The organism is Saccharopolyspora sp. SCSIO 74807, from assembly GCF_037023755.1.
Lineage (GTDB): Bacteria > Actinomycetota > Actinomycetes > Mycobacteriales > Pseudonocardiaceae > Saccharopolyspora_C > Saccharopolyspora_C galaxeae.
Map to the genome: position 1 here is coordinate 1,574,308 of NZ_CP146100.1, position 24,878 is coordinate 1,599,185.

29 protein-coding genes are annotated in these 24,878 nt (G+C 64.1%); 8 read left to right on the plus strand and 21 right to left on the minus strand.

Annotation, left to right across the window (positions count from 1 at the left end; all coding sequences use genetic code 11):
* Positions 1-6 precede the first annotated feature (6 nt).
* Positions 7-357 (minus strand): hypothetical protein, encoded by a 351-nt coding sequence (locus V1457_RS06960; protein ID WP_338601595.1) that lies wholly within the window; start codon positions 355-357, stop codon positions 7-9.
* Positions 358-537: 180 nt separating this feature from the next.
* Between V1457_RS06960 and V1457_RS06965 the strand changes: the two genes are divergently transcribed.
* Complete coding sequence (locus tag V1457_RS06965) at positions 538-1,539, plus strand: IS481 family transposase (RefSeq protein ID WP_338604824.1); 1,002 nt, start codon at positions 538-540, stop codon at positions 1,537-1,539.
* Here the strand turns inward: V1457_RS06965 and V1457_RS06970 are convergent.
* Together V1457_RS06970 and V1457_RS06975 are read right to left on the minus strand one after the other, a co-directional pair.
* Positions 1,520-2,437, minus strand: a complete 918-nt coding sequence (locus V1457_RS06970) for a hypothetical protein (RefSeq protein WP_338601597.1) — start codon at positions 2,435-2,437, stop codon at positions 1,520-1,522. The genes V1457_RS06965 and V1457_RS06970 overlap by 20 nt on opposite strands.
* Positions 2,337-3,245, minus strand: a complete 909-nt coding sequence (locus V1457_RS06975) for a hypothetical protein (protein ID WP_338601600.1) — start codon at positions 3,243-3,245, stop codon at positions 2,337-2,339. Before V1457_RS06975 ends, V1457_RS06970 begins: the two co-directional genes overlap by 101 nt.
* A 93-nt stretch (positions 3,246-3,338) precedes the next feature.
* On the opposite strand from V1457_RS06975, the gene V1457_RS06980 reads away from it, so the two are divergent.
* Complete coding sequence (locus V1457_RS06980) at positions 3,339-4,253, plus strand: DUF4365 domain-containing protein (protein ID WP_338601605.1); 915 nt, start codon at positions 3,339-3,341, stop codon at positions 4,251-4,253.
* Here V1457_RS06980 and V1457_RS06985 read toward each other — a convergent pair.
* Positions 4,219-7,755: a hypothetical protein gene (locus V1457_RS06985; protein ID WP_338601608.1), complete on the minus strand. Its 3,537-nt coding sequence runs from the start codon at positions 7,753-7,755 to the stop codon at positions 4,219-4,221. The genes V1457_RS06980 and V1457_RS06985 overlap by 35 nt on opposite strands.
* 104 nt (positions 7,756-7,859) lie before the next feature.
* On the opposite strand from V1457_RS06985, the gene V1457_RS06990 reads away from it, so the two are divergent.
* On the plus strand, positions 7,860-9,935 hold the full coding sequence (locus V1457_RS06990; protein ID WP_338601611.1) for an NACHT domain-containing protein: 2,076 nt from the start codon (positions 7,860-7,862) through the stop codon (positions 9,933-9,935).
* Positions 9,936-10,004: 69 nt separating this feature from the next.
* Here V1457_RS06990 and V1457_RS06995 read toward each other — a convergent pair whose 3' ends face one another.
* The 10 genes from V1457_RS06995 to V1457_RS07040 all read right to left on the minus strand — a co-directional run bounded on the left by V1457_RS06995 (position 10,005) and on the right by V1457_RS07040 (position 14,881).
* Positions 10,005-10,286 carry a hypothetical protein gene (locus V1457_RS06995; protein WP_338601614.1) on the minus strand — a complete coding sequence of 94 codons (282 nt, stop codon included), beginning with the start codon at positions 10,284-10,286 and terminating at the stop codon, positions 10,005-10,007.
* 155 nt (positions 10,287-10,441) lie between these two features.
* The gene (locus V1457_RS07000; RefSeq protein ID WP_338601617.1) at positions 10,442-10,777 is read right to left on the minus strand and encodes a hypothetical protein; all 336 of its coding nucleotides are present in this window, start codon (positions 10,775-10,777) and stop codon (positions 10,442-10,444) included.
* Positions 10,774-11,502 carry a hypothetical protein gene (locus V1457_RS07005; protein WP_338601620.1) on the minus strand — a complete coding sequence of 243 codons (729 nt, stop codon included), beginning with the start codon at positions 11,500-11,502 and terminating at the stop codon, positions 10,774-10,776. The genes V1457_RS07000 and V1457_RS07005 overlap by 4 nt, the downstream gene beginning before the upstream one ends.
* Before the next feature lie 4 nt (positions 11,503-11,506).
* Positions 11,507-11,902, minus strand: a complete 396-nt coding sequence (locus V1457_RS07010; RefSeq protein WP_338601624.1) for a hypothetical protein — start codon at positions 11,900-11,902, stop codon at positions 11,507-11,509.
* 3 nt (positions 11,903-11,905) lie between these two features.
* Positions 11,906-12,208, minus strand: coding sequence for an HK97 gp10 family phage protein (locus tag V1457_RS07015; protein WP_338601627.1), 303 nt, complete (start codon positions 12,206-12,208; stop codon positions 11,906-11,908).
* A gap of 4 nt (positions 12,209-12,212) precedes the next feature.
* Positions 12,213-12,539, minus strand: coding sequence for a hypothetical protein (locus tag V1457_RS07020; protein ID WP_338601630.1), 327 nt, complete (start codon positions 12,537-12,539; stop codon positions 12,213-12,215).
* 4 nt (positions 12,540-12,543) lie between these two features.
* Positions 12,544-12,921, minus strand: coding sequence for a Gp19/Gp15/Gp42 family protein (locus V1457_RS07025; RefSeq protein ID WP_338601633.1), 378 nt, complete (start codon positions 12,919-12,921; stop codon positions 12,544-12,546).
* A 126-nt stretch (positions 12,922-13,047) separates the two neighbouring features.
* Positions 13,048-13,347, minus strand: a complete 300-nt coding sequence (locus V1457_RS07030) for a hypothetical protein (protein WP_338601636.1) — start codon at positions 13,345-13,347, stop codon at positions 13,048-13,050.
* Between the two features lie 13 nt (positions 13,348-13,360).
* Complete coding sequence (locus tag V1457_RS07035; RefSeq protein WP_338601639.1) at positions 13,361-14,383, minus strand: phage major capsid protein; 1,023 nt, start codon at positions 14,381-14,383, stop codon at positions 13,361-13,363.
* 9 nt (positions 14,384-14,392) lie between these two features.
* The gene (locus tag V1457_RS07040; protein ID WP_338601642.1) at positions 14,393-14,881 is read right to left on the minus strand and encodes a hypothetical protein; all 489 of its coding nucleotides are present in this window, start codon (positions 14,879-14,881) and stop codon (positions 14,393-14,395) included.
* 73 nt (positions 14,882-14,954) lie between these two features.
* Here V1457_RS07040 and V1457_RS07045 point away from each other — a divergent pair, with 73 nt between their 5' ends.
* Complete coding sequence (locus V1457_RS07045; protein WP_338601644.1) at positions 14,955-15,764, plus strand: hypothetical protein; 810 nt, start codon at positions 14,955-14,957, stop codon at positions 15,762-15,764.
* Here the strand turns inward: V1457_RS07045 and V1457_RS07050 are convergent.
* From V1457_RS07050 to V1457_RS07070, 5 genes are all read right to left on the minus strand, one after another.
* Positions 15,747-16,472, minus strand: coding sequence for a hypothetical protein (locus tag V1457_RS07050; RefSeq protein WP_338601646.1), 726 nt, complete (start codon positions 16,470-16,472; stop codon positions 15,747-15,749). The two genes, V1457_RS07045 and V1457_RS07050, sit on opposite strands and share 18 nt — an antisense overlap.
* The gene (locus V1457_RS07055; protein ID WP_338601648.1) at positions 16,390-17,799 is read right to left on the minus strand and encodes a phage portal protein; all 1,410 of its coding nucleotides are present in this window, start codon (positions 17,797-17,799) and stop codon (positions 16,390-16,392) included. The genes V1457_RS07050 and V1457_RS07055 overlap by 83 nt, the downstream gene beginning before the upstream one ends.
* Positions 17,796-19,334 carry a hypothetical protein gene (locus tag V1457_RS07060; RefSeq protein WP_338601650.1) on the minus strand — a complete coding sequence of 513 codons (1,539 nt, stop codon included), beginning with the start codon at positions 19,332-19,334 and terminating at the stop codon, positions 17,796-17,798. Before V1457_RS07060 ends, V1457_RS07055 begins: the two co-directional genes overlap by 4 nt.
* 86 nt (positions 19,335-19,420) lie before the next feature.
* Complete coding sequence (locus tag V1457_RS07065) at positions 19,421-20,005, minus strand: hypothetical protein (protein WP_338601652.1); 585 nt, start codon at positions 20,003-20,005, stop codon at positions 19,421-19,423.
* Positions 20,006-20,022: 17 nt separating this feature from the next.
* Entirely contained in the window at positions 20,023-20,445 is a 423-nt protein-coding gene (locus tag V1457_RS07070) for a hypothetical protein (RefSeq protein ID WP_338601654.1), read from the minus strand.
* 81 nt (positions 20,446-20,526) lie between these two features.
* Here V1457_RS07070 and V1457_RS07075 point away from each other — a divergent pair, with 81 nt between their 5' ends.
* A complete protein-coding gene (locus tag V1457_RS07075; RefSeq protein WP_338601656.1) occupies positions 20,527-20,853 on the plus strand; it encodes a hypothetical protein in 327 nt (108 codons plus the stop codon).
* Here the strand turns inward: V1457_RS07075 and V1457_RS07080 are convergent.
* Positions 20,845-21,975 (minus strand): class II histone deacetylase, encoded by a 1,131-nt coding sequence (locus V1457_RS07080; RefSeq protein WP_338601658.1) that lies wholly within the window; start codon positions 21,973-21,975, stop codon positions 20,845-20,847. The two genes, V1457_RS07075 and V1457_RS07080, sit on opposite strands and share 9 nt — an antisense overlap.
* A gap of 114 nt (positions 21,976-22,089) precedes the next feature.
* A complete protein-coding gene (locus V1457_RS07085; protein ID WP_338601660.1) occupies positions 22,090-22,323 on the minus strand; it encodes an HNH endonuclease signature motif containing protein in 234 nt (77 codons plus the stop codon).
* A 340-nt stretch (positions 22,324-22,663) separates the two neighbouring features.
* Here V1457_RS07085 and V1457_RS07090 point away from each other — a divergent pair, with 340 nt between their 5' ends.
* From V1457_RS07090 to V1457_RS07100, 3 genes are all read left to right on the plus strand, one after another.
* On the plus strand, positions 22,664-23,068 hold the full coding sequence (locus V1457_RS07090; RefSeq protein WP_338601662.1) for a hypothetical protein: 405 nt from the start codon (positions 22,664-22,666) through the stop codon (positions 23,066-23,068).
* Between the two features lie 446 nt (positions 23,069-23,514).
* Positions 23,515-24,063: a hypothetical protein gene (locus V1457_RS07095; RefSeq protein WP_338601664.1), complete on the plus strand. Its 549-nt coding sequence runs from the start codon at positions 23,515-23,517 to the stop codon at positions 24,061-24,063.
* Between the two features lie 150 nt (positions 24,064-24,213).
* The gene (locus V1457_RS07100) at positions 24,214-24,810 is read left to right on the plus strand and encodes a hypothetical protein (RefSeq protein WP_338601666.1); all 597 of its coding nucleotides are present in this window, start codon (positions 24,214-24,216) and stop codon (positions 24,808-24,810) included.
* Positions 24,811-24,878 lie beyond the last annotated feature (68 nt).

Consider the following 24,878-nt stretch of genomic DNA (forward strand, 5'->3'; position numbering starts at 1 on the left):
CTGCCCTTAGACCCGACGCGGGAGCGGCCAGACCTCGACGGACAACGTGTTGTCGCCGACGTCATCACCTCGATAGGCCACGCCGAACTCGGGGTTATCAGTACGGATGACCTGAACAGTGAGGAAGACCTGGATTTCGCCGACGAACGGCCCGAATCGCAGCGGCGGCACGCCATATACCTGTCGAGTGTCGGAGTCGGCGTTGCCGGTCTCGCCGCCGTCCCAGTTCACCGCCGGGCCGGTGTTCGGGTCGTGCACCTTGATGTGGACGTCGACGGCGGTGTTGGGGCTCTGCTGCGCGACGACGCGGCCGGTGGGAAAGATCGTGTAAGGCACACCGGGATCGGGGATCGTCACGCTGCATACCTCGCGCAGCGCTCCCCCTCCGCGCAGCCACAGCCAATCGCCGCTGCCGGGGCTAGCTGTTGCGGGTCGTGACGTTGGTGTCGGCTGGCGGGGTCTGAGGAGGGGGACGGGTCTTTCGGCGGCAGGATGAGAAGTGCGACCAACTCGTCCGCCGGACAGAAAGACCCGTCCATGCATCACCGTAATGCCCCACTGTCTGTCGAGGGCCGCCGTCGGCTCGTGCAGCGGTGCCAGACCCGCCCGATCGCCCACGTCGCCGCCGAGATGGGCCTCTCCCGCCAATGCGCCAGCAAGTGGGTCAACCGCTGGCGCCGCCACGGCGAGGCAGGGCTGCTCGATCGCCCGAGCGTTCCGCACCACCAGCCCACCGCCACACCTGCCGAGGCCATCACCCGGATCGAGCAGCTGCGCCGGCAGCGGAAGTATTCAGCGCGCCGGATCGCCACCGAACTTTCCGCCGAGGGTGTGATGATCTCGGTGCGGACCGTTGGTCGGCAGCTGCTGCATCTCGGGCTGAACCGGCGCAGGTTCCTCGACCCCACCGGCGCCGGCAACCGCCAGCCGCGGCGGATCCTCGCTCGCTGGCCAGGGCACATGGTCCACCTGGACGTGAAAAAGACCGGCGAGATCCCCGACGGTGGTGGCTGGCGCGTCCACGGCAAAGGCAGCGACCAGGACAAACGGGTTGCCTGCGGCAAGACCCGCGGCGAGCGGGCCCGCTACATCTACCTGCACTCCGCGATCGACGGCTACTCCCGCCTGGCCTACACCGAAGCTCTCCCCGATGAGAAGGCTCGGACCGCGATCGGATTCGTCCACCGCGCCCGCGCGTTCTTCGCCCGTCACGGCATCGCCCACATTCATCGCCTGGTCACCGACAACGGCGCCTGCTACCGCGCGAAGGACTTCGCCGTCGTCCTGCGCGGAGCCCGCCACCAGCGGATCACGCCCTACACCCCACGCCACAACGGGAAAGTCGAACGCTACAACCGAATCCTGGCCGAAGAATTCCTCTACGCCCGCGTCTGGACCAGCGAACACCACCGCACCGCGGCTCTGGCGGTCTGGAACGTGCACTACAACTACCATCGGCCACACACTGCCGCCGGAGATCAGCCACCAGCATCCCGGCTCTCCACCGGCGTCACCAACGTCATGGCCTCATACAGCTAGCTGTGTGCGTGGCCGCGTTGTGAACTCCGTGCCAGCCGTGGACCGTTCTGTCCTCACCTCCGCCATGCCAGACCTGGGCAGCGAAGACGGAACCGGTGACCCATCGTTGTTCGCCAGGGTGGGCACCAGGTTGCCGGAACACCGGTGATTCTGGGCGAGCGTCCTGCCCGTGCAGTATCCGAACACCGCCGCGGGTAGCCAATCCCGGCCCTCGTAGGTCGGTGATGTGCTCGGCGGTGATCTGGGTCGTGTCGGCCGGGACGCGGACCTTGGCGAGCGGAATCCACCCGATGCCGTCCGGCTCTGGTGCCGCCGGCATCGTCGGCGAAGGGTCACCGCTCCACACCTCGATGCAGAAATGCCGACGTCCCTGTGATGGCAGCAAGGACTCGCTGAGGTCGTCGTAGACGCGAGCAACCACGAGATCGATGCGGTTCATGTACCGGCTGGCCGGCTCCAGGTGCAGGCGCGCGGTGGTGTTGAGAGTGCAGATGTACGGCCCGTCCTCGGTCGTGATCACGCAACTGCCGCATTCGACGGTGAGACTCATCGACTGCGCGGCCTGCACCCGAAGGCCGGTGTGGCACGAGCCGTCGAACCCCTCGGAATCACCCGAGACCATCACGCCGGGACGCACGTCGATGGGTTTGTGCGGTTCCGGGGCCAGCAGCGCGGAGAAAGCCATGCGCGCGTCGCGCAGACCGATCTGTCCTTCGACGGCCCACGGATCAACATCCGAGGTCACGTACATGCTGACGGTGGACATAAGGAAACTCCCTGAGAAGTAGAAGCGGGCGTCAGAACCAGGCGTGCCGCCAGGCCGCCTCGACACGGCCTTCGGCACCAGCGGGGCCGTCGTGACTGAGCCGGACGTGTAGCCGTCCGGGTTCTCGGTCAAAGCTCGCCGCGGGGACGACAAACTCCCCGAACTGCGCGGGAAAGATCCGCCCCCGGACAGGAGTGCGGCCGTCAAGCAACGCGGTCGGCACCGCGGGGTCAATCACGAGCGACTGGCCGTCCCGCAGCGTGGCTTCGTATGCCAACACCGCCCTGCTGCCGCCAGCATCAACGGTCAGCCGAGGCCAATGCAGCGGCCCGTGCAGGGTGTAAAGCGGCGCAGTCGGCGCGGTGCCCTCGTTGGAGAACACCATCGCGCCCGAACTCGCACCCGAGCCGAAGTGCAGGCCGTGCTCGAAGTCGAGACCGCTGCCGAACTTCAACCCGCCCGCGCCCTGCGACGGCAGCCCGGTCGAGGTGCGGTACCACGCCGACGAGTAGCGGCGCGGGTCCGGCGCCACAACTTGAAGCGACCACTCGAACCCCAGCGCTGCGGTCTCGGTCGGCTTGGTCAAAATCTGGTCATCGAGGTAGACATCGCAGCTCTGGGCACCGATCTCCGAGTGGCAGGTCAACGTCACCGGCGTTGTCGGGTCACTGAGCAGACCGGTCAGCGCCGCCGAGGCACGGCGCAACGCCGCCGCGGTGGGCGCGAATGCCTGGCCCTCCAACGTGATCGTGCGCTCGGTCTTCCAACCTGGCGTGCGGAACGCACCATGAGTGCTCAACTGAGGGTTCAGCTCCGCGTTGGTCGCCGGCGAAGCCCAGAAACCTTCCTCGCTGGTCAAGATCCAGTGCACACCGTTGTGATCTGGACGTTCAGGATCGAGCACCACAGGGCCGAGGCTCCAGATTGGGGAGCCGTCCACAGAGATGTCCTTTCATAGGGGCAAACTGGGTACGCTGCCTAGAATCCAGCGGTCGGAGACAAGCGGTTTTCCAGCAAGGGGTACGCTCGGCAAATGACAGCAAGGCCGAACGAGCATGTCATCGGAGACCAGGCAGCCGCCGCTGTCCGTCTAATTTGGAATAGACAGGGAGCTGCCGTAGACGAAATTCATAAGGACTACGGCGAAGACCTTTTGGTCAAGACTCGCGTTCGCGGAAGGGTAGACCCGAGGCCAATCTGGGTCCAGGTCAAAGGAACTGAGCGGAACTGCCTTGATGAGGGGACTAATCTCCCATCTGTCAACCTGAGCGTCCGGCAACTAATCCGCTGGTCCCGCTTCGGAGACCCTGTCCTAGTTGTACTTTGGGATGTTGCCAACAATGTCGGGTGGTATGCGATACCGGCCGACCACGACTTTGATTTCACGACACTTTTAGAAGCTGGCCAAAAGAAGGTGTCCATCCCATTTTCACGGGACGCGAAATTCGACACGGCGACAGCTGACATTCTCGCATGGGAAGCAAGGCTGCTTGCAGCCATGCGCCTCATGAAGGCCTCGTACCATGACATGATCGACGTAGCCGAGGACGATATCGAAGCCGCAGGAAGAATCCGTGAGGATATCCACTTGCAGCTTATCGATGTAATGCACGATTTGAGTATCGTAACCCTCCGCGGGGATGGATACAGCTTCACCCCCGCCTTCCGCCCAGCGCTCCGGGCAGCAGCGGAACATTTCGATCAGGCAAAAGAAGGGCATGAAACACAGGGGGAATTACTGGATCACTCCCTAATCTCTGCACTTTTCGCGTTAATGCCCCCTGGAGCGGTTCAGGTGATCCCTTCGGTGCTATTTGGCGAGATTGCACAAATCACAAAAAGGGCGCACTTCAGTCATGATCATGAGGTTTGGGATGGACCCCTGACTTGGCGGAAGAATCAGTTCCGCGCTTTCACAGCCGAGAGCGAATCCGTAACTGCCGGTTGATCACCGCAGCGATGTGATCGGGATTCGCCTCAGTTCGGGCGTTGACAATGATATGCGGCGACCACATCGGCTGCCCGGGTGCCGTTACTTGACCCCGGTCTCGCGGCAGTGCCCGCCGTGGTGGTGCGGTGTTGTTGTAAGCAACACCGCCGCCGACGAGTCCGCCGGAGGCCATGCCGACCGACTGTTGCTGTTGGGGCAGGAGGCCGTATCCCATGCGCTGGGCGGTTTCGGCGAGGATTGCCTGTGACCGTGGGGATTTGTTGACGGGGATGTATGCCTCGTCGCCGCGCATCCGATCGCCGACCACACGCCAGGTCTGCGGCGGGACGACTTGGGCGACCGGGCGCATCGGTGTGAGTCCCGCGATGCCGCCTGCGGCGAACCGATGCACGAGGTTCCCGGTGGCGTTGCCGAGCGGAAGCGGGATGCCGCTGCCGGGGTTGGTCGGCCCCACGGGTGGCCCGAGGACACGATCGATGTGGACGCGGATGTTCTTTTGGGCCGGGATGGTGTTGATCGCGGTCATGAGTTCGCGGGTGTAGCGCAGGGATTCCAGCACGCCGGGTGCTGTGATGGGGATGGCTTTGCCGTTGGGCAGGATCGCGATCGCGTGGCCGAACTGGTCGGTGGAGATGCGGGCGCCGATCGCGCCGAGTTGGGCGCGGTTGAGGCTGCCGAGGTAGCCCATGAGCGCGGCCGGTGCTTGTGCTCCGGCCTGCATGACCAGGTTTGCCAGGGTGCGGTTGTATTCGGTGTTGGCGATCGTGGCGGCAGTTTCGGCAGGAAGCCCTTGGTTGTGGGCCAGCGCCTTGTCACGGGCAGCTTGTGCCGCCCGCAGCATCGTCTGCTCCAGTTGTTGGTTCGCGGTGGTGGCTTGGAGGCTGCCGGCTCCGTGTTGGGCGGTGGCGGCTGCGGCCTGCTGCTGTGCCTGGGTGACCGCGGTCAACGCCTGGCGCAGCGCCAAGTCCTTATCGAGCGCCGCAATCGCTTGTAGCTGCTGCTCGACCATCCGGTCGGTGTGGGACTTGGTGGCGTTGGCCGCGGCGGCTTGTTCCAGCTCCACGCGGTTCGAGGCGGCGGCAACGGCTTGCTGTGCCGCGGCTGCGGCCGACGAGGCGGGGCCTTGCTGCTGCACCGCCAAGGCGTAGTCGTTCTGTGCCCGGGTCAGGTCCGTCTGCGCCTGCTGTAGCGGGGTCATGGCTGCGTACAGCTCGCCCGCTTTCGCCTTGGCCTCGTCGAGGTTGGTCGTGAACTGCGATTTGATCAACTGGCCGGGTCCGCCGAAGGCGTCCAGCCAACCGAGCCCGGTGAACTGGTTGTCCTGCTGAATGGAGGCGACCGCTTGTTGCGCGGCGGTGCCGCCTTTCAGCAGTGAGTTCGCGGCTTCGTCGGCGCTGGTTCCCACGGCATCCAAGGCGAGCGCGGCGCCGCCGAGGACGACTCCGGCGACCGGAACCACGCTGACCAATCGGGAAAACACCCCGGCCACGCCGCCGACAGCGGTCGTGATGCGCTGGCCTGCGGCCACACTGCCGGTCATCGAGGTGGCCACGGTGCCCATCGCGGCGCCCGCCGCAGTGGCGCGGGCCTGCCACGTGGCCATGACACCGGTGAGTGCCTGGTATCCGGCACGCGCCGAGGTGATGGCCGCTGCAACACCGCCGATCCCGCGGCCGAGCGCGACGAAACCGGCCAGGGCGATAGCGGCAGCGGCGGTGACTTGGGTCAACGCCGGGTTGGCCGTAGCGAAGTTGCCGACCAGTTCGGCGAGGTTGCCGACCATGCCCGCCACTGCCATGCCCAGTGGGGCAAGGGTGTTGAGCAATCCGGCGATGCCGGTTGCTGCTTGGACGGCGATGGCGCCGAACTCGGCGAGCCGGTCTCCCATCTGGGAAAACCACACGCCCAGCTCGCCGCTGGCGCGCGAGGTTTGGACGACCTGGTTGAGCAGGATCGCTTGCGATTCGACCCATTGGCCGAAGGTCTCCAGCATGGGCATGGCCGCGGCGGTCAGCGACCGCAGCGCATCGGCCAACGCGAGTCCGGCGCCGCCGAGCGAGCCCATGATGCGGCTGTTGGCCTCGGCTACGAGCGTGAAGTCGTTGCTCCACACACCCGAGGTCATCATCTGCGCTGACCGGTTGGCGACGTCTCCGAGGACTTGCCCGGTCGAGACCAAGGCACGATCGAGCTGCGGCGCAAGCGCCATCATTTGGCCGAGTGCGTCCCGGATGGGAGGCAGCATCTCGGACTGCACGCGGTCGCCGATACCACTCATCGCGGGCATCAGTTCGCCGTGCAGGAAGACGGCGAACTCGCGCCCTGCCGGTGTGAGCGCCGCCAGCGCGTCGTGCATCTTGTCGAGCTGTTCCTTGCTGGCCCCGGCACCGGTGAGGTTGTCCAACCGCACCGTCTCCATCGCTTCGACGGCGTCCCCGATGCCGTTGAACCCGGCGATGGCCGCTCCGGCGACTTGCCCGATACCGACTAGGGATGCTGGCACGGCTGCGAGTGCCGCGGCGGCGGCCGGCGCTGCGGCGCCGAGCGTGGATAGTGCGGCCGAGAGCAGACCGGTGATGTTGATCGCGCGTTCGGCGCCCTCGACATCCGCCCGCATCGCGAGCTTGCGCCCGTCCAGTTTCTCGGCGCCTTCACGCAACTCGGCCAGTTTCGCCTCGGCCACCGCGGTATCCGCATCCACGGTCAAGGCTGTGTGTTCCCACTGCGCTTGGGCTTTGGCGATCTGCATCTGCGCACGGGAGATGTCGGCATCGACCTGCACCTGAACGCCGCGTTTTTGGGCGTCGAGCTTGGCCAACTGGGCTTGCGCCTTGGTGATCTCGGCGGTGACGTCGATGTGCTTCTCGTCGCGCTGTTTGACCAGCGCGGCGATCTGCTGACGGATCGGGGCCATGTCCGCCTCGATCGCCATCACCCGCGCACGCCGCTGGGTGGTCAACTCCTCGATCCGGGCTCGGGCCTGATCGATGCTGGCGGTGACCTCGACCTCGGCTGTGGCTTTCTTCGCTGCCAAGGATGCGATCTTGGCTTCGGCTTTGGCGATGTCGGCGTCAACGGGCACTTCAACGGCCGGCGCGGTGGCGGCGAGTGCGTCGATTTGCGCTTGGGCGCGGGCGACGTCGCCTTCGGCGGTGACGCTGGTGGTGTTCTGCTTGGCCAGCATCGTCTGTGTGTCGGCCTCGATGTTCGAGGTCTGGGCGTAGACGCGGATATTCGCCGAGGTGTTTTCGGCCTCGCGCTGGAATTGCTCCACACTCTCCCGCGCAGATGCGGTGTCGGCCGAGACGTCCACAGTGGCGTTCGTGTCGAGCTGCTTGCCGAGCTGGGCGACCGCCGTTTGCGCCTCGGCAGCATCGGCGGAGACCGGCACCGCCACCTGATCGTCCAAGCCCTTCAGAGCCTGGCCGATCTTCTTGTGGAAGTCCTGCAAGCTCGGGACGACCTGCACGAAAGCGGTGCCCGCTTCGAACTTCGCCACGCGGCACCGCCTCCTTTCACGTGTTGGATCCGTCCTCAGCGACGGTTCGGGTAATCAAGCGTGATCGCGCACAGTACGTAGGCAGATGCGGCACACTGTGCGAGGTGGAAGAGGTGCACAGGAACCACAACGAGTTCACCGGGCAGGCCGGGACCAGCTTCCAGATCGCCGTCAACAACGGGCCGATCTCCATGACCAGCCCACCGCCCCCGCCGAACCTTGACGGGAAGCAAGCGGAACTTCTCCAGAAACTCGCCGACGAGACCAGCTCGGCAAGCGGCCAGGAACTGTCGAAGTGGGGCCTACGTGGGTCGGATGCATTGCCTGTGCGCTGGCACACCGCAGCAGAAGACCTCTTCGACTACTGGGAGAAGATCCAGACAAGCGGTGCGCCGGTGTCGCTGGAGGGTCAGTTCACCAAGATCCGACGGACCTACGAGGCAGTCGAGTCTCGACGGCTGGTCGTGCTGGGACGGGCCGGCGCGGGCAAGACCATGCTTGCGCACCGGTTAATCCTGGACCTGCTCAAGAACAACCCGACGGGTCCGGTGCCGGTGCTGTTCAGCCTCGGCGATTGGAACCCCTCAACCGAACTTAGACATTGGCTGGCCGAACACCTCATCCGCGACTATCCGTTCCTAGGCACCAAGGAAACCTCCGTCGGGAGCAAGCTGGCCGAGGTCTTCATCGAACGCGGTCTTATCGTGCCCGTCTTGGACGGATTCGATGAGATCCTCGGACAGCATCACCCCGCCGCCATCCGCCAGATCAGTACCCTCGACCTGCCACTGATCGTCACAAGTCGCTTAGACGACTACGCTCGCGCCGCGCACGAGATCAAAGCGGTCGGTGGTGCCGCGGCGATAGCGCTGGAAGACCTCACTCTCGGAGAAGCCGAGGAATACCTACTCCACAGCACCGGCAAGACCCGTGCCCCCGCCTGGACTTCGGTGTTCGAGCAGATGCGCATCGCACCCGACGAGTCTCTGAGCCAGAATCTCACCGCCGTGCTGACCACCCCCCTGATGATCACGCTCGCCCGCACCGTCTACAACGACGATCGAGGACACGACCCTGGTGAGCTCCTCGACGCCGAACGCTTCCCCACCACGGCGGCACTGGAAGGGCATCTGTTGGCGGCTTACCTGCGCACGACGTACGTTCGCGGTGGCGTCGGCCCGAACCGAGCACGACACCCCGAGTGGCGTCCGGAGCAAGCCCGCCGCTGGCTCGGTTACCTCGCCACCCATCTGCAAGAACGCAACACCCACGACCTCGCCTGGTGGCGACTCCCCGACACCCTTCACCACCTGACTCGCCGCGGCGTCACCACGGTTGCTGTCTGGCTCGCTTTCGGACTCCCCACTGGGCTTCTTGTCGGGGGGCTTTGGGGACTCACCCTCGGGCTCGCCGACGGGCTTAAGGCTGGGACTACGTTCGCAATCGGCATCAAAGAAGGTCTTTCATTTGGATTCTTCTTCGGTGCATTTTTCGGCCTCATCGCTGGATGGTTCAGCGAATCTGGATTCAAGTACAGGAATACCAAAAGCAGCGATCCGCCACGCTTCTGGATACCACCACAAGGCCCCCAAACACGCCTACAGTTGACACACCTCAAGAAGTCTAAGACTCAGGTTACGGTCGGACTTGCCATTGGATTTATGTGCCTACTTGGAGGCGGTCTTCAGTACGGACTCAACGGAGTCGGAGTTGGGATCATACTCGCGGCCGCGGTGCTGTCAGCGTACTTCGCTGTAACAGACTTCGGCGACACAGCGATCCCACACGCCAATCACCCGTGGACGCTCCTCAATTCCGACCGGAAGGTCACAATTGTCCGGACATCCGCAACTATTCCCATCTTCATGTTCGCATTAACGTCTCTTTTGATGCTCGCCCCCATGGGTGGGATTGATCGCGGACATGTCGCCGCGATCGGACTAAGCGAGGGCCTCCTCATTGGAATTCTGGTCGGGGTCGTACGATTTCCACTGTCAGCATGGGGACAATGGATTTTGTTCTCGCGGTTGTGGTTGCCGATAACCCGTCGTTTGCCGTGGCGCCCGAAGCTGTTCCTCGAAGACGCCTACGAGCGCGGTGTACTGCGCAGGACAGGCGCGGTCTACCAATTCCGCCATGCGCGGCTCCGTGATCACCTCGCCGAGCACTACCGAAGCTAGCCCGGACGACACATGGTTACTAAGTTGACCACCCAAACACGCCAGCCGCGGTAGCTTCGAGAACAGGTCCTAGGCACGGAGCATCGACGTGACGATGTCCCGGTGTCGCTGGTGGTCACTGCGCCGTGAGGCGCGGTCGAGCGCGGTTTCCGGCCGCGGCACGGATTTCGGTGCCCGCCACCGGTGGGACTTGCTGTGTACCTGGGCGAAGTCCGCGCGCTGATGGGCCAACAGGTCCGCGATCAGGGCGAGAAGTTCAGCCTCCTGCGACCAGGTCTCCAACGGCGGCCGCGCCGCCGGCTCCTGGTCGTCGGCGACCAGCTCAGCGGCGCGCTCGTCGTCGTTGTGCACGGCGGCGCAGTAGCGCGAGGTGCGCGGGAGCTGACGGAGTATCCGGAACAACCGCATCCACGGGTGCACCCCTCGAAAGAAGTCGAGGATGTCGACCCCGAGCAGGCTGAGGAGGTCGTACTCGATCTCCTCTCCGTAGCGGTCGATGATCTCGATCAGTTCCCGCCAGCTCCAGAAGGGGAGCTGCCCATGCCGAAGTGCTCGGCCATGTCGGCGACCAGGCCGTTGAACACGGAGATGTGCTCGCCCTTGAGCCGGGCGTAGACCCGTCCGTAGTGCTGGCCGCACAGGGCCTTCAGTGCCTCGCGCGGCTTGTGACCGTTCTCGCTGAGGATGAACACCGCTTCGGTGGTGTCCGGTGGCGGGATGTCGATGATGTCGCCGCCACCGAGATCCAGCGGATACGGTTCGGCGCGACCGGCCTCGTCCCGGAACTGCTCGAACGTGCGCACGTTGCGCTCCACCGGTTTGCCCTTTCTGTTGTTGCTCATGCCGCCCTCGTCACGGTTGCGGCCACGACGCTGACGCCCTGCCCGCGCTTCGGCGCCGGGGCAGGCTCGGGTTCGAAGCCCATCTTGGTCAGAAGCTTGCGCCAGCCGGGGCCGCCGAAGAAGTGCCGGATGGAGAATCCGGCCTCGGAGTCGCGGGTGGCGGTCAGGGTCATCTCGTAGGCGACAGGGTCGTCTTCGCCATCGGTCCAGATCTGCTCGCCGACCTCGGAGACCATGGCGCGTGGCAGCAGGCGGCCGACGTAGATCGTGTCGTCGCCGGCACCATCGGCGAACACAGCGAAGACCCGCCAATATTGGGTAGCCGGGCGCACCGCGGTAGCGAAGGAGACTTCGCCGGTTTCGGGGTCGGGGCGCACGTGCGACAGGTCGGTGTTGTTGTACATGCCCAGGGTGCGCATGTTGGTTTCCTGGGCGATCACGGTCATCTCGGTGACGTCGGACTGGATATCGCGGCGGGTGGGTTCCCACGCACCCCAGGAGGTCACCTCGGAGACCTCGGTTTCGCGTGCCCAGTTCACGCCGTCTTCTTTGCTGATCCACCCGAGGTCGCCGTAGCCCTGCGGCAATGGCACCAGCTCGGCGTTGCCGCCGCTGGTCAATCGCTCGGGGAGGGGTGCGGCGATGGGGGCGACGAACACGGACCCGGCCAGGGCCTTACGGATCAGTTCGGCTTGCCGGTTCGCGATCTCTTCGTATGCAGGCAAAAGTTCAGTCCTTTCCCGTGCGCAACGGGCGGCGCATCGAGACCCGGTAGGTCGCCACCACCCGCCGGATGTCGACGTTGTCATCGGGGATCTGTTGCGGAGCGATCTCCACGGCCGTGCGATCGATGAGCGCTCCACTGTGGACGGTCGCTCCGGCGGCTAGGACGCGCTGGCGCACCGCTTCGGCAAGGCGCCATGCCTCGTGGCGGGAGAAGGCGATGCATTCGACCTCCAACCGGGCGGTGTCGGTGACCCCGTTGTCGGCGCCACCGGCTCGGCGCACCTGGATCATCGGGCTGGTGAACTGGCGCGGGCTCACCACCACGACGTCGGCCAGCGGTGTCAGCAACGCCATCGCGACCTGCTCGGTGTCGGGAAACGGGCGCTGATCGGCGTACACGGGTTACTCCTCGCCGGAGGCAGCGCGGCGCAACACATGCTGGTCAGAGTGCGCGTTGCCTGCGTTGCCGAACTCGACCGCGGCCGAATGCTCCGCGGTGGCCACGACTTCGCCGACCAGACGTCCATCGGTCCACCCGGCGCGGTAGCCGGTAGTGATCCCGTCCAGGTACTCACCGCTATCGCCGACCGGCGCGAGCCGCCGCGCTCGGCGCGCGATCTCGCGGGTCATGCTCTGCACCACCGGGTAGAGCTGCGACGAGCGCAGGAACCGGCCGGTGGAGCGGCTGTTGCGCCGGTAGCGCACTGCCCTACCCCCTCATGTCTTCGATGTCGGCGACGAGGCCGGGCCGCCATCCGGTGAACGGTGACCGCGGCGTGGAAGGCGTGCCACTGACGCGGAACCGCGCCCCGCCCGGGAGCGTCACCTCGTCACCGGCGTGCAGGGCGGCGCCGGCCGGAGCAAGCAGCCGTAATCGGGTGGTGGTTTCCTGCCGGAAGTCACCGGGTGTGCCCTCGGACGATTGCTGCGCGAGAGCGCAGCCGGTGAGCGTGAACTCGGCGGTGACCGTCTCGTCGCCGAAGCCATCCACCGCGAAGCGCCGCACGGTGACCGTGATCGGGTTGGCGAACCGCACGGGCTCACCACCACGCCGCAGGCGGGAGAAAGGGGCGTAGTACACCCAGCCCGGTGCGCACGCCGAGCAGGCGCCATTCCTCGGGTGTGAGGTTCAGATTGCCGGATGCGGCGCGGTTGTCATAGCTGACGCTGTAGGCGTCTGCGGTTTGCGAGCGGATGCCGGCCGGGTTGCGTAGCACCCGCAGGACCGCGGTGGCTTCGACGAGCACGACCACCTCAGTAGCGAGCAGGCCGTATTCGATGCGGGCGTACAGGTCAGGCAGCCTCGTCAGAATCAGTGTTTCCGCGTCGCTTAGCAGCGCCTCCACTTGCGGAACCTCGGCTGCGTCCATGTCCCTGCCGAGCCTCAGCGCCACGTCGTGCGGAGTCGCGACCGGCATCGCCGTGCTCCTCCTCGTCCTCGTCGGGGCACTCGGCGTCGGCGTCCTTGTAGCCGACTGCGAGCAGTGCCGGGACCATCGGGCCGAAGACGTGGATCTCGCGGCCGTACGGGCTGATCAGGCGCATCAGCGGCTCCCGTCCTCACGCGGCGACCGCGGCGCGGGGATCTCCGGGTTCTGCCGCTTCGGCGGCTGCTCGGGCAGCTCGGGAGCCTGCCGCGGGTCATCAGGCAGCAACGGCCGCTGCCCCTCGTGGTTGTCCGGGTCCTCCGGTAACCACGGGCGCCGTTCCACACGGGCAAGCCGCTCGCCCAGTGCACGCAACTGGTTCTCGTGCTCGCACAAGATCGTGCGGATGGTGTTGTGGGCCTCGATGTGTCCCGAATCGCCCTCGTGCAGTTCGGGCAGCGCGTTGATGTCAGCCAATGTTCGGCTCCTTTCAGGCAGCAGCGGGGGCCACGTGCGGCAGTGGCGCCATGTCGTAGGCGATGAAGGCGTTCGGGTCGTTGACCAGCCACCCGAAGGTCACTTCGACGAGATAGGCGACCTGGTTGGTCTGCCAGAGGTTGATCTGCTGGCCGTCGACCTCGATCGAGCCGACGTCGGTGCGTTTGAGCGTGATCTGATCGGCGTATCCGTAGACGATCTGTTTGAAGTCCCCGGCGAACATGCGCACGCCGGTGTCCCGGGACGTGCCGATACGTCCGGGCACGGCCTTGCCGTACTCCACGGTCAGCCCGGCGATCGAGTCGAACGGGTCGGCCAGGTTCAACCGGGACTGGAACACCTGGTTGCCGTTGTGGTCGCGGGCGGAGATGAACTGCGGGCGCACACGCTCGTCGGCGGCGAACTGGGTCAGGTCCTTGTCGGACTCGGCCAGCATCGTGTAGCCGGTCATGATGTCGGTGTAGATGTCGCCGGAGAGCCAAATCCGGTTCGGCGTGGCGTTGACGTAGCTGTTGAGTTCCGTGCCCAGCAGCGGCGCACCGGTGTCCGGGCGCCGGTTGTGGAACACCGCGAGGTCGACACCGCGGCCGATCGCACGCGACATCTTCGACTGGAGGTCGCGGTAGAACGGCAGCGGATCGGTCCGCTCCCACTCCGCCGAGGCCGTGACGATCGTCGCGAGCTTGATCGGCCCGAAACTCTTATGTCCCCAGCTCACCCCGGAGACCGGCTTGGTGTAGCCCTCGCGGTCCTCGGGCCGGGTGCCGACGCCGACCTGTCCGACTTCGGGTTCCACGCCGTCGACACGGATGATGGTTTCGCCGTAGCCGACCGGAATCCGGCGGCCGACCCGCAACACCAGCGAGGATTCCTGGGCCTCGCGGAAGATGTCGCTGACGATCTCCCGGGGGACGTCGTGGGATTGCAGGTGCGCCATCCGGAGCTGGTGGCGCCCATCGGCGATGGCGTGGTTGGTCGTGGGCTCGTTCGGGGCGATCTCGTTTTCGAACGCCACAGCCCCTCCTTACGTTCGGTGTGACAGGAAGAAGTTCGTCAGCGGGTGATCGGTCACAGCCGAGCCACCCGAGGCGCCCTGCGAGGGATCACCACGTCGCGCCGACACCCCGAAGGTCGACTTCAGGCGAGCCGCATCGGCGGCGATCTCCTCCGCGGTCGAGCCCTGCAATCGGGCAGCGAAGTCCTCGACCATCTCGGCCGGAACACCCGCGTCGAGCGCGGCGCGAATGCGAGTCAGCTCCATCCGGGACTCGGACAGGGTCGCTTCGGCGTTGACCTTCGCGGCGTGCAGCGCGGTGGTTTCCTGCTCCAGCGCGGCGGCCTTCTCGGCCGCGACGCGGGCCTTGTGCCGATGCGTCGCCGCCTCCGACCGCAACGACCTGATGATCTTCTGAGCGAACGCCGGCAGATCCTCAACCGATTCCCGCTCCGGCTCGACCGACGTGGCCTCCGGGGTCACGTCGTGCTCGGCGGGGTCGGACAGGGGTTCAGACATAGATGGCCTCCAGGACCAGATCTCAGCGCCGACCCTCCAGGAGCCGCGCCGACGTTTTTGTAATCAAATACTCGTGACCGCTGATACTCTCGATCTCATGTTTGAGTTAGATCCAGGTAATCTTCCTTCGTGGGTTTCAGCACTCGCCGCGTGCTTCGCCGCACTTATTGCATCCGTCGCGCTGACATTCACCAGACGAAGCGCGAGATCTTCAGAAATACAGCGCGACGTTGCACTAGACCAGATCGAGTATCGCAATGCGAAGGACCGAGAGGAGCAGGCTTCGAAGGTTGCGGTGTGGGTTTCCGCCTCACGCGATCCCGAAGATGGGTTCCCGCTCGTCAAATTGCATTACGTGAATAAGAGCGGGCTTCCAGTGTGGAATCTAATGGTGATCCTCGAAGCGTGCACCACCCGGCGAGTAAGGCTCCTCGTGGCGGAGCCGACCGACAAGGTTCAGGTGCTTCCGTTTGACGCAGCCACTGGATGGGCTCGGACAGTCATCGACGGTAAACTGGCAACGCTCAGTGACGATTTGCCAAGCACTTACAGGGATGGCACATTTTCGATTGAATCGGACGCGCTATGTCAAAGCTTGCAGGAAACTGGCGTTTCTGTGATCTTCCTCGACGCAAACAAGCAGACCTGGAGGCGCGATGCCAGTGGCTTCTTGCACGAGATCGAGATTGACTATGACAAGACATGGATGACCACCACCCTTCGGCAGGACAAGGTCAGGAACCTGTCAAAGGCTGAGGAAGAGAACCACATCCACATCGATTTCGTCAGCTCGGGCGCCAAGAACCGCGATAGAACCGAGGCACGGCCAAACCCAAACAAGTTTCCGAACGGTTCGCTGACGCTATCACGCAGCAACCGATAAGTCGCGACGATGCTTGTCTTCGACAGCGCGGCGGAAGGCGTTGATGGCGTTCTTGCCGGACCATCCCCGCGTCGCTTCGCGCCAGAGGCGGTCAGCGTCGAGGTACTGGTCCCGGCCTTCCCACTGGTCGCGGGAGAAGACCGGCACGGCCTTGCAGGTGCAGCCTGGGTGCCAGAGCTGTTGGTCTCCGGCTGTGCGGCGGGTCTTGTAGACCGGGCCGCGGGAGATGAGCATCAGGCAGAACCCGCAGGTCGGTGGCTCGGGGTCGTACCGTGCCCAGCCGATCAGCCGCGAGTTGTCGTCCACGGCTCGGATGACGGTGCGCCGACCGCCGTTTTCGGCTTCTTTAGTCGCGATCTGGGAGGCTCGGTGGATGGCGTCGCGTGGGCTGTTGCGGCTGGTCAGTTGCGGTTTGAGGGGTTGCATCGCTGCCTCGAACCACTCGGTCCGGTAGGCCGGTAGGTCCACGTCGGGTGGGTCTTGGTCGAACTCGGCGTTCCATTGCGAGTCGAAGAACTCCCGTGCGGCCTTCGCGGACTCGCGGCGTGCGTCGTCGACCAGGTCATACATCTGTCCGATGAGGACGGTGTACTGCTGGTCGGTGAGGGTTTGGGCGCGGAAGGGGCTAAGCAGCTTGAGGATCGCTCGGGCTAGTCGGCGCACGATCCCCGCCTGCTTGTTGCTGTACTGGTTCATCGTCAGCGCCATCCGCGGCTGCGCCTCCTTCCATCGCCATGAGCTTGAGCATCGGGTCGTCGGCGACCCGTTGCATCACCATCCGAATCCGCTCCGGGCTGAAGCCGAGTTCTTCGAGCGCGGTTTCGCGGTCGTAGAGGGGTTGGCCGCCGGAGAGCTTCTGCACCGCGTCGGCCTTCTCCGCGACCGTGGGCGTGGCCGGGTCGCGCCAGATCGTTTCCAGGCGCCGGTAGGCGTCGGGGTCGCCGCCGGTGATGCGCAGTCCGATCCGCATGGCCTGTTCCCACGCGCCCCCGGCCGCTCGGTTCTTGCGTTCGACCGACTTCACCAATCGGGCCTCTGACGAGCGGATCGCGTCGGCCGAGGCCGGGTTGTCGGTGGACAGTCCGAGGTAGTGGGACGGCAGCCCAGTCAGCGCAGAAACATGGTGGGCGTAGGCGTTCAAGGTGTCGGTGAAGTTCCGCAGGTCGGCCGCGGAGAACTGGCCGACCTTGACTTCGGTGCCGCTTTCCGGGATCGCCAGGATGTGCGCCAGGTACGCCTGCCATGTCGGGACCGGGCGGCCGTGCTCGTCCTGGAACAACGTCTCGTCTGCGCCGAGGATGTAGCGCTGCGGCGTGGCCATCAGCTCTTGCGCGCCTTGGAGGTTCATCAACGAACGGCAGGCCGCATCGGTCAGTCCCATGATGCGCCGCATCTCGGTACGCCCCTGCCGATCAGACACCCGAGCCCGGTTCGTCAGTGCGACTACGGGCACGACGTCCAGGTTGTGCGCGTGCCGGTCGGTCTCCACCCACCGGCCATCGGCTTGCTCGGCGTAGATCGTGACGTCCGGCAGGTAGAGCACGCAGCCCTGTACAGCGCGGGAGGGGTCGGGCTCGTAGAGCCGAAGCGCAGCAGTGACCCGGCGGGTACGCGGGTCGGTGAGCGCGATCATGCTCTGCGGGGACTCCACCGTGATCAGCGGGACCTCGGGGTCTTCCTCGTTGTAGCCGACGCACAGATACGCGCGACCGTGGATCAACGCTTCCAGGTGGGCGAGGCTCGACTCCTCGTCGAGGTCGTTGTACTGCCACCAGTCCCAGAGCTGTTCATCGGCCCGCCACTGCCCGGCCAACCGGAAGCCCTCGATGTCCATCCGGTGCTCGACGGAGTCCACGAACATCGCCGGCCAGTTCACGATCACCGACAGGTTGCGCATCTCCGGGGGGATCGCCAGGCCCATGCTTTGCAGCCGCTGTTCGCCCTCGTAGTAGGCGGTCTCCACCTGGGTGTAGGGCTCGCGCGTAGCTAGCTCGACTTGGAGACGATCGATGATGTCCAGCTCAGCTTGGTTCATCCGCGGTGGAACACCACCTTTCTTGCTCCGAGCGTTCGGGTTTTGACGATCTCCTGGCGGGCCATCCACGCCAGGACCGCGGTCACGGCCGCGTCCACCTTGCGCTTGGAGTCCCTGGTCTCCTTGCCGATACCGATGTGGTCGTACTTCGTCAGCCGCCGCTTGGCGTTGAGCACGTGTTGCCGCAGCAGCGGATCGCCGTCATGGCGCACGTGCTGGTTCAGCACCGCTTCGAGGAAGTTCTCGCAGCCCAACCCGAAGTCGCGGATGCGGGCACGCATGTCGAACGCGAACGTCGAGCGCGGCGAGGCTTTGAGCTTGGCACGGCGGCCGAAGTCGGCCACCCACGAGTCCACATAGGACTCCCAGTACGCGATGTCGGCGTACATCGCCATCACGCGGTAGCGCTCGAACGCGGCACGCACGTGGTTGTCGACGTCCTCCCGCGGGACCTCCCAGTCCGGCTGGTGCGCTGGGTGCTCCCACGCGGCCAGCCGGAACAGCACCCCGTCATCGACGCGGCAGGCCATCAGGACGGTGGAGTCGTTACTACGGCTGCCGTCGAAGCCGAGGGTGACCCGCTCGCCGGGCTTCAGCTCGGCGTCAACCCGGCAGCGGTCCCACTCGTGCGAGGCCATCCAGCTGTCTTCGCTGGCGACGATCTGGTTCAGGTAGAACCGGCGGCTCACTGACAGTGGGTTGCGAATGTCGTGGATCTCATCCACAAGGCTGTCCACATCCAGCCACACCGCATCACCACGAGCGGCCAGAAGCCCCGCCCGCAGCGACTCCTCATCGTGGATGTCAGTCTCGGGCGGGGCTTCGCGGGCGTCGTAGAGCATCCCGGTCTCGCGGGCCTGGCCCGCCTGGATCTTCTGGTACGCCTCCCATGCCTGCTCGGCGACCGACTCCTCACCGGGAACGTGGCCGTTAGTGATCTGAAGATGCCGGGACTTCGTCTTCACCGCGTTGCGGACGATCACCTTGTACATCTCGTGGCCATCGTTGTTCGCCAGCCAGTGGTGCGACTCATTAATAAGGCTGAACGAGGCCCGAGCGCCTTCGAGAGCCCGCGGGGAGCTGGTCACCGACTCGATCTGCCCACCGCCGGACTTGTGGATGATCTCGTGATGGATGTCGAGCCCATACTCCTCGATGCAGGCATTCGACAGCAGCGACGGGAACAGCCGCATCGTGTTGCGCGTCTGATCCTTCGACACCGCGGCCGTGATCACCCATGGCGCCGCCACCGGACGTCCCACCGGCTCACCGTTCGAGTTCCACCCGTCGAAACGCACAGGAGCACACAACTCCAACGCGCAAAGCACCGCCCCGAGCGGGTCCTTGCCCCAGCCCTTCATTCGACGCAGTACGCCATTGCGATAGACGAAACGGCCCGCGTCGTCAACGGCGTACCACCACAGAAGGAACCGGGCTTGCTCCGCGGTGAAGCGCCACGACTGGCCGGCATTGTCGCCATCCGGCTGCTGCAAGTAGCCCGCCGTCCAGGCCAGCAAATCCCATCCCATGGTCATCTTAGGCAAACCAGGAGGACCAAGCAGTACCGATTCCACCAGGACCCCCGCGACCTGAAACTCGAATACGCTAACCTTCGAGTCCGTTAATTGACATTAACAACCCTAACCTGATAGGAATTTTCCGCCCTTTCATGCTGCCCCTCGTCGCGCTTTAGGTCATTGACCCAATTCCAAAGTTCGTGACCCTCCGACCTGCGGAGGTAGCCGTTCGAACCACGTGTCCATATATTGTTATTCGAGTCCAAGAATTCGACTTCAAGACCCGCATATTGCACATACCTGGCAGGATAGTCCGCATCGCTTCGCAGCCAGTCAGCAAGTGTATCGAACTCTACCGACCTAGGCCCCTCTCCCGGCTCTGCTATGTTAATCAATAGTTTGCGATCTGGGGCGAGCATCGGAGTAACAGTAAGGAAGTAGACCGGCACACCACTGTTGTTGACGTATCTAACAGCGGCTGTTTTTCTTTTCTCGTCCACAACAAGCCACGCAGCTACCTTACTCGCCTGCTCTTGCTCGTCTTTCTCGTCACGCCGCTTTTGCTCGTCTGCTGAGAACTTGACCTGTTTCCATGCGGCACGGGCAGCCCAAAGGGCAGTACCAAAAGCGCATATAGAGAATATTGCCGAGATCCACGTGGGGACATTTCCCCAATCAATACCAGTCACTCCAGCGATCTTAACGGCTACACACCGAGCTGGCGTCGGTATTCCTCGATCGCCGACACGCTCGCTTTCTCCGTCACTTGTCCGCGCTCGATCTCGATACGTGCCCGGCGTCGCGCACCTTCGGTGACCAGCAGGTCGGACATCGCGCTCATCAGTGCAGCGAACATCTGCGACGACGGCCGCGCCGAGCGGAGGTAGCGGTCCACCTCGTGCGCGACAAGGCGCGCGGTCTGCCAGTCGCTGGGCTCAAAATACTTCGACTGCGCCGACTCGGTCAGCGCCCGGTACCAGTCGACGACCAACGGGTGCGGGTCTTCCAGACCGAGATCCGGGCAAGCGACCCCTTGACCCTCTTCTGTCACGGTGACGGTATCGATGTCGGCGTGGTTACGGCGGATGCGCTGATCGGCCCGCTTCGGAACGGGGCCGCGTGTTCCCATTCCGCGGCCCTCCTTCCGTGTCGCTGCGGGAAATGAGCGATTGTGACCTGCTGGCCGCGGCTAGGCCGCTAGGCTGCGCCCATGACCATGCGAGACCGGTCCGGGCGCGAAAAGTGGGCGGACCTGTGGGAGGACATGAGCTACCGCGTCGTCGCTGAGGATCGGGTGGATGACGTCGTTCTCCGAACCGTGTGGGAAGGCATCGACGACGTGCCCTCGGCGATGTTCTTCATCGGCGTCTGCCGAGACGGTGGCACGTTCGACACCGTGTCCTCGGCCGATACCGAAGCCGAGGCACGGTTGCGCCATCAGCACGCAGCCGAGCTGCTTCGTGCACTGTCCTCCAAGGCCGAGATGCTGCGCCGCGTGCGCGAAGGCATGACGGAGTCGTCTACGCCTTCACCGTAGGCCCCGGCACGAAGGCACTTTGCCTACCAGCCCCGCGGCAGCGTCGATCGCAACACGCTGGTGCGACTGGAGGTCCTGCTGCCCCATTGCCGTGTGCGACGGCTCGTACGGGTCAACGATCCCGGTACGTATGCCGGCCAATTCCTCGATGACCGCCAAACCGTGAAATGGCACGGTGTTCGGGTCATAGCCACCTTCATGGCTGAACACGAGGCGACCCGCGGACAGCTCCCATGCGGCGTCGAGCAGTAGCCGTGTCAGGACGCGGTAGGCCGAGGTCGACAACATCTGTCGGCCGAGTGGATCGCCGGCACCGGCGTCGTACCCAGCGGCGACCATGATCAGGTCTGGGTCGAATCGCTCCAACGCCGGGAGTACGACACGGTCGAATGTGTCGCGGTAGGCACCGTTCCCCGAGCCTGGGGGTAAGGGCACGTTGATCGATGTGCCTGTGCCAGCGCCCTCGCCGTTCTCGGCCACCCCGCCGGAGTTGGCGGGGTAGTTATTGTCCTGGTGCAAGCTGATCGTCAGCACGCGCGGGTCGTCGTAAAAGATCTGTTGTGTCCCGTTGCCATGATGAACGTCCCAGTCGACCACGGCGATGCGGCCGACCTCCTCGGAGTCAAGCAGCTCGGCCGCGGTGATGGCGATGTTGTTCAGCAGACAGAAGCCCATGCCGTGCGTCCGGGTCGCGTGGTGTCCCGGCGGTCTCACCAAGGCGTAGGCGTTGTCGACCGCGCCGAACAGAACCGCCGACGCCGCGGACAGCGTGCCGCCGGCGGCCAACAGCGCGATGTCGTAGGAGTCCCTGCCGAATGGGCTCGATCCCTGTTTGCCGAGGGCACCGCCCCCGCTTGCGCTCGCTTCCCGCAGTTTCTCCAGGTAGGAACCGTCGTGGACTCGGAGAACCTGCTCAGGCTCGACGCACACCGGCTCGATGCGCGTCAGTTCCTCCAACAAGCCAGAGGATTCGACAAGCTCGTGCAGTCGACGCTTGGTGTCCGGATGCTCGAAGTGCTGGCCCGGTTGAATGCCGCGGAGCGGCGAAGCGCCGAACAGCCCTGCCGCACTTCCGGTGTCATGCCAGCCATACAGCGAATGCCACACGTACCCGGTCGTCATTGATCTCCATTCCTCACTAGCGAACCGGGTCCTCGTGACCTGAAAACCCGTACAACTGCTGGGCCGCTATGCCCACCGAGCCCGAATAGGCAGGGGTAGGGGTCCCTCCCCTGGTCACTGCTCGCCGGTCAGCCCCGGGTGCCGCTCGGCCGGACGCAGCCGCAGCGCGGCACGCCGGGCGCGGCCCTGCACACCCTCACGAGCGGACTTGCGTGCATGGCATGGCTTGCACGCTGCTTGCAGGTTGGACAGTTCATGCCGATCACCAGGACGTATGTGGTCCACATCGGTAGCCACACCCACGCAGTCCGGTCCCTTGATGTGGCAGGTGTAGGCGTCCCTGCGCATCACCTGCGATCGCAGGCGCGACCAGGTACGCGGCAACCGGGGCTTTCGAGTGCTGCTACCCCATGCATCCATACGCGCGTTTTCCCTGGTCAAGAGACTCCCCTACCTGGCTATATATGATCCACGTCATACTTGCTTGACGGATTACACGTTGACTGTAGTGTTGCCTCCGTCGTTATCACCCATCCGAAAATCCCAAGACCCTCCGAGGTCTGCAGGTTGTTTGAGAACTCCATATTCGCTCATCTCTGCCGCAAGAGCCTTGACCCGTAAAAAGCGGTCACCGAATGGCAGTGATTCGGCAAGGAACTTTCCGGACACATCAATCTAAGGGGATGAAATGAGCGTCGAAGAGTACATCGAAGCAATGGCCGAAGGCTACTCCGATTGCCTTCTGTGGCAGGCGCACTACGTGGACGACCACGATTGGGACTGCAATCGCCAAGAGTGCGAATGCGAGACCACGCAGATGGACGAAGACTTCAGCACTGAAGACTTCAGCGATGATCTGCGCGACACAATCAACGAGGATTGCAAGAACTTCTTCGACTCCAACTGGCCAGATCTCGGAGACATTGACCCGCATCAGGCAGGCCATGACTTCATGCTCACCCGTCAGGGACACGGAACCGGATTCTGGGATCGCGGTCTCGGCGCCAAGGGCGACCGACTGACCAGATCCGCCAAGGTCTACGGCGAACACAACATCGAAGCCGAAGAAGGCTTCATTTACTCCGTCAACTGAACGTTTCAGGTGGAGCGCATATCGATATGCGCTCACGCCTAAAGGGTTCAGCTCTAGAGAGGAACTACATGATCACGGCAGTGTGGAGCAGCTACGGGCACCGGTTCATGGAAACCGAGTCCGTCCACGAAGAGCAATGCCTTACCTGCGGCGCTCGCTACCGACTCGTTAACGATGATCCGGAAAACCCGACGCACGGCGCATACCAAACCGCTAGTGGCGAAGAGCCCCAGGAGTGCACAGGACGGACAGACCTCGTGCACGGATACGAGCGGCATTGCGAAAACGACAACGGCCGTCCCTGCACTGAATACGGCGAACCGTGCGAGCACACAGAACACAAGTGTCCGTGCGTGCAATGCGCGTAACCCGTTGAGATACGCCGTGAGGCATGGACTGTGGTCCGTGCCGTGCGGTGTCCCAACGAATACGGGAAGAAGAGGAAAATGGGAAACTGTTGGAATGCATTTTGTATTGCGGCCGACTGCAACGGCGTACACCACGTCGACACGACCGGTTCCGCATGGAAGCAGGAACGCGGCACAGAATACGACCCATCTACCGGCGACTATGTCCGGCCGGAGAACATGTCTCAGCCTTCCCCCGTAATAACGCTCTATGAGCGGATCACGGGTACACATCTTACCCAGCATGACACCTATGACATTCTTACCGACTCTATGCTGTTCGGTTCAGAGTGGTTCTTTTACAGCGAGCCATGCGGAAAATCAGGAAGTGGCGCATGGACGGCGACCGTCACGGATGCCAATGATTATCGCCGTACGGCCACCATCGGCCATGGCGAGATCGTTAAGGCGATGCAGAATATCGCGGACGGGAAAACCAAGCTCGCCGATTTCTATGTCAAGCAAATTCGCGCCGTCATTGAAGCAGGCAGCGGCACCGAAGCTGAAGAAGGACTGTGCCAGCTCGACGCTATCGCCTTTGACGCAATAGTTCAGGTAGCTGTCTTGGGTGACGTCGTTTACGGCTGATCGCAGCCGTTGAGATATGCCGTGGCACGCGGTCGACTCGTCCGCGTGCTGCGGTGTCCCAACGGTTCCATCCGATTTGGGCAGGGGCCTTTTCATGGCCCTAGAACACGGCGGGCGCATGCCGCCGGTTGCTATCGAGAGGAAACGATCATGGATGACGGGCAGAGCAACATGTCCATTGAGCGAGTGCACGTCCTCAACGGCCACACCAGCAGGGAAACGGCCTATGTAGTCGACGACTACCCGTACGGCCGTCGTTTGCGGTGCAAGATTCGCTACTGGATCGAGTTTGGCACCAAGGGTGCGACGAAGGGACAGATGCGGTTCGTGTCGCAGACCACGAACCCCAAGATGTCCGGCGAGGTGTGGAACAAGCCGAAAGCGTCGACGTACTCGGACCTGAAGGTGATGTACCTCGACCACAACGAGCACGTACAGCAGTGGGGAACCAGTTTGAACATGTCACCCGCTGAAGACGCCCGCGCCCGGCTCATGGGTATCTACGACCAGTTCACAGAGACCGACCGCAAGCGCTATGACGCCCTGCGCAAGTTCTCGCAGCGGTACTACCCCCCTTGGCACGAGTGGGAAGAGCGCATCCACGCGATGACGCTTCACATGCAGGAGACCGGCGAAGACCCCGACGTTTCGAACGGGACGTGGGAACACGGCGGCCGCCTGTACTACGTGGGCGAGGATCCTGCCGCGTACATCGCGACCGCTCGCCAGCGCTTTCAGCAGTCCTGACCCGTTGAGACATGCCGTGGCGCTCAGGGCTCGCCCTGAGCGTTGCGGTGTCCCAACGGGATACCGCG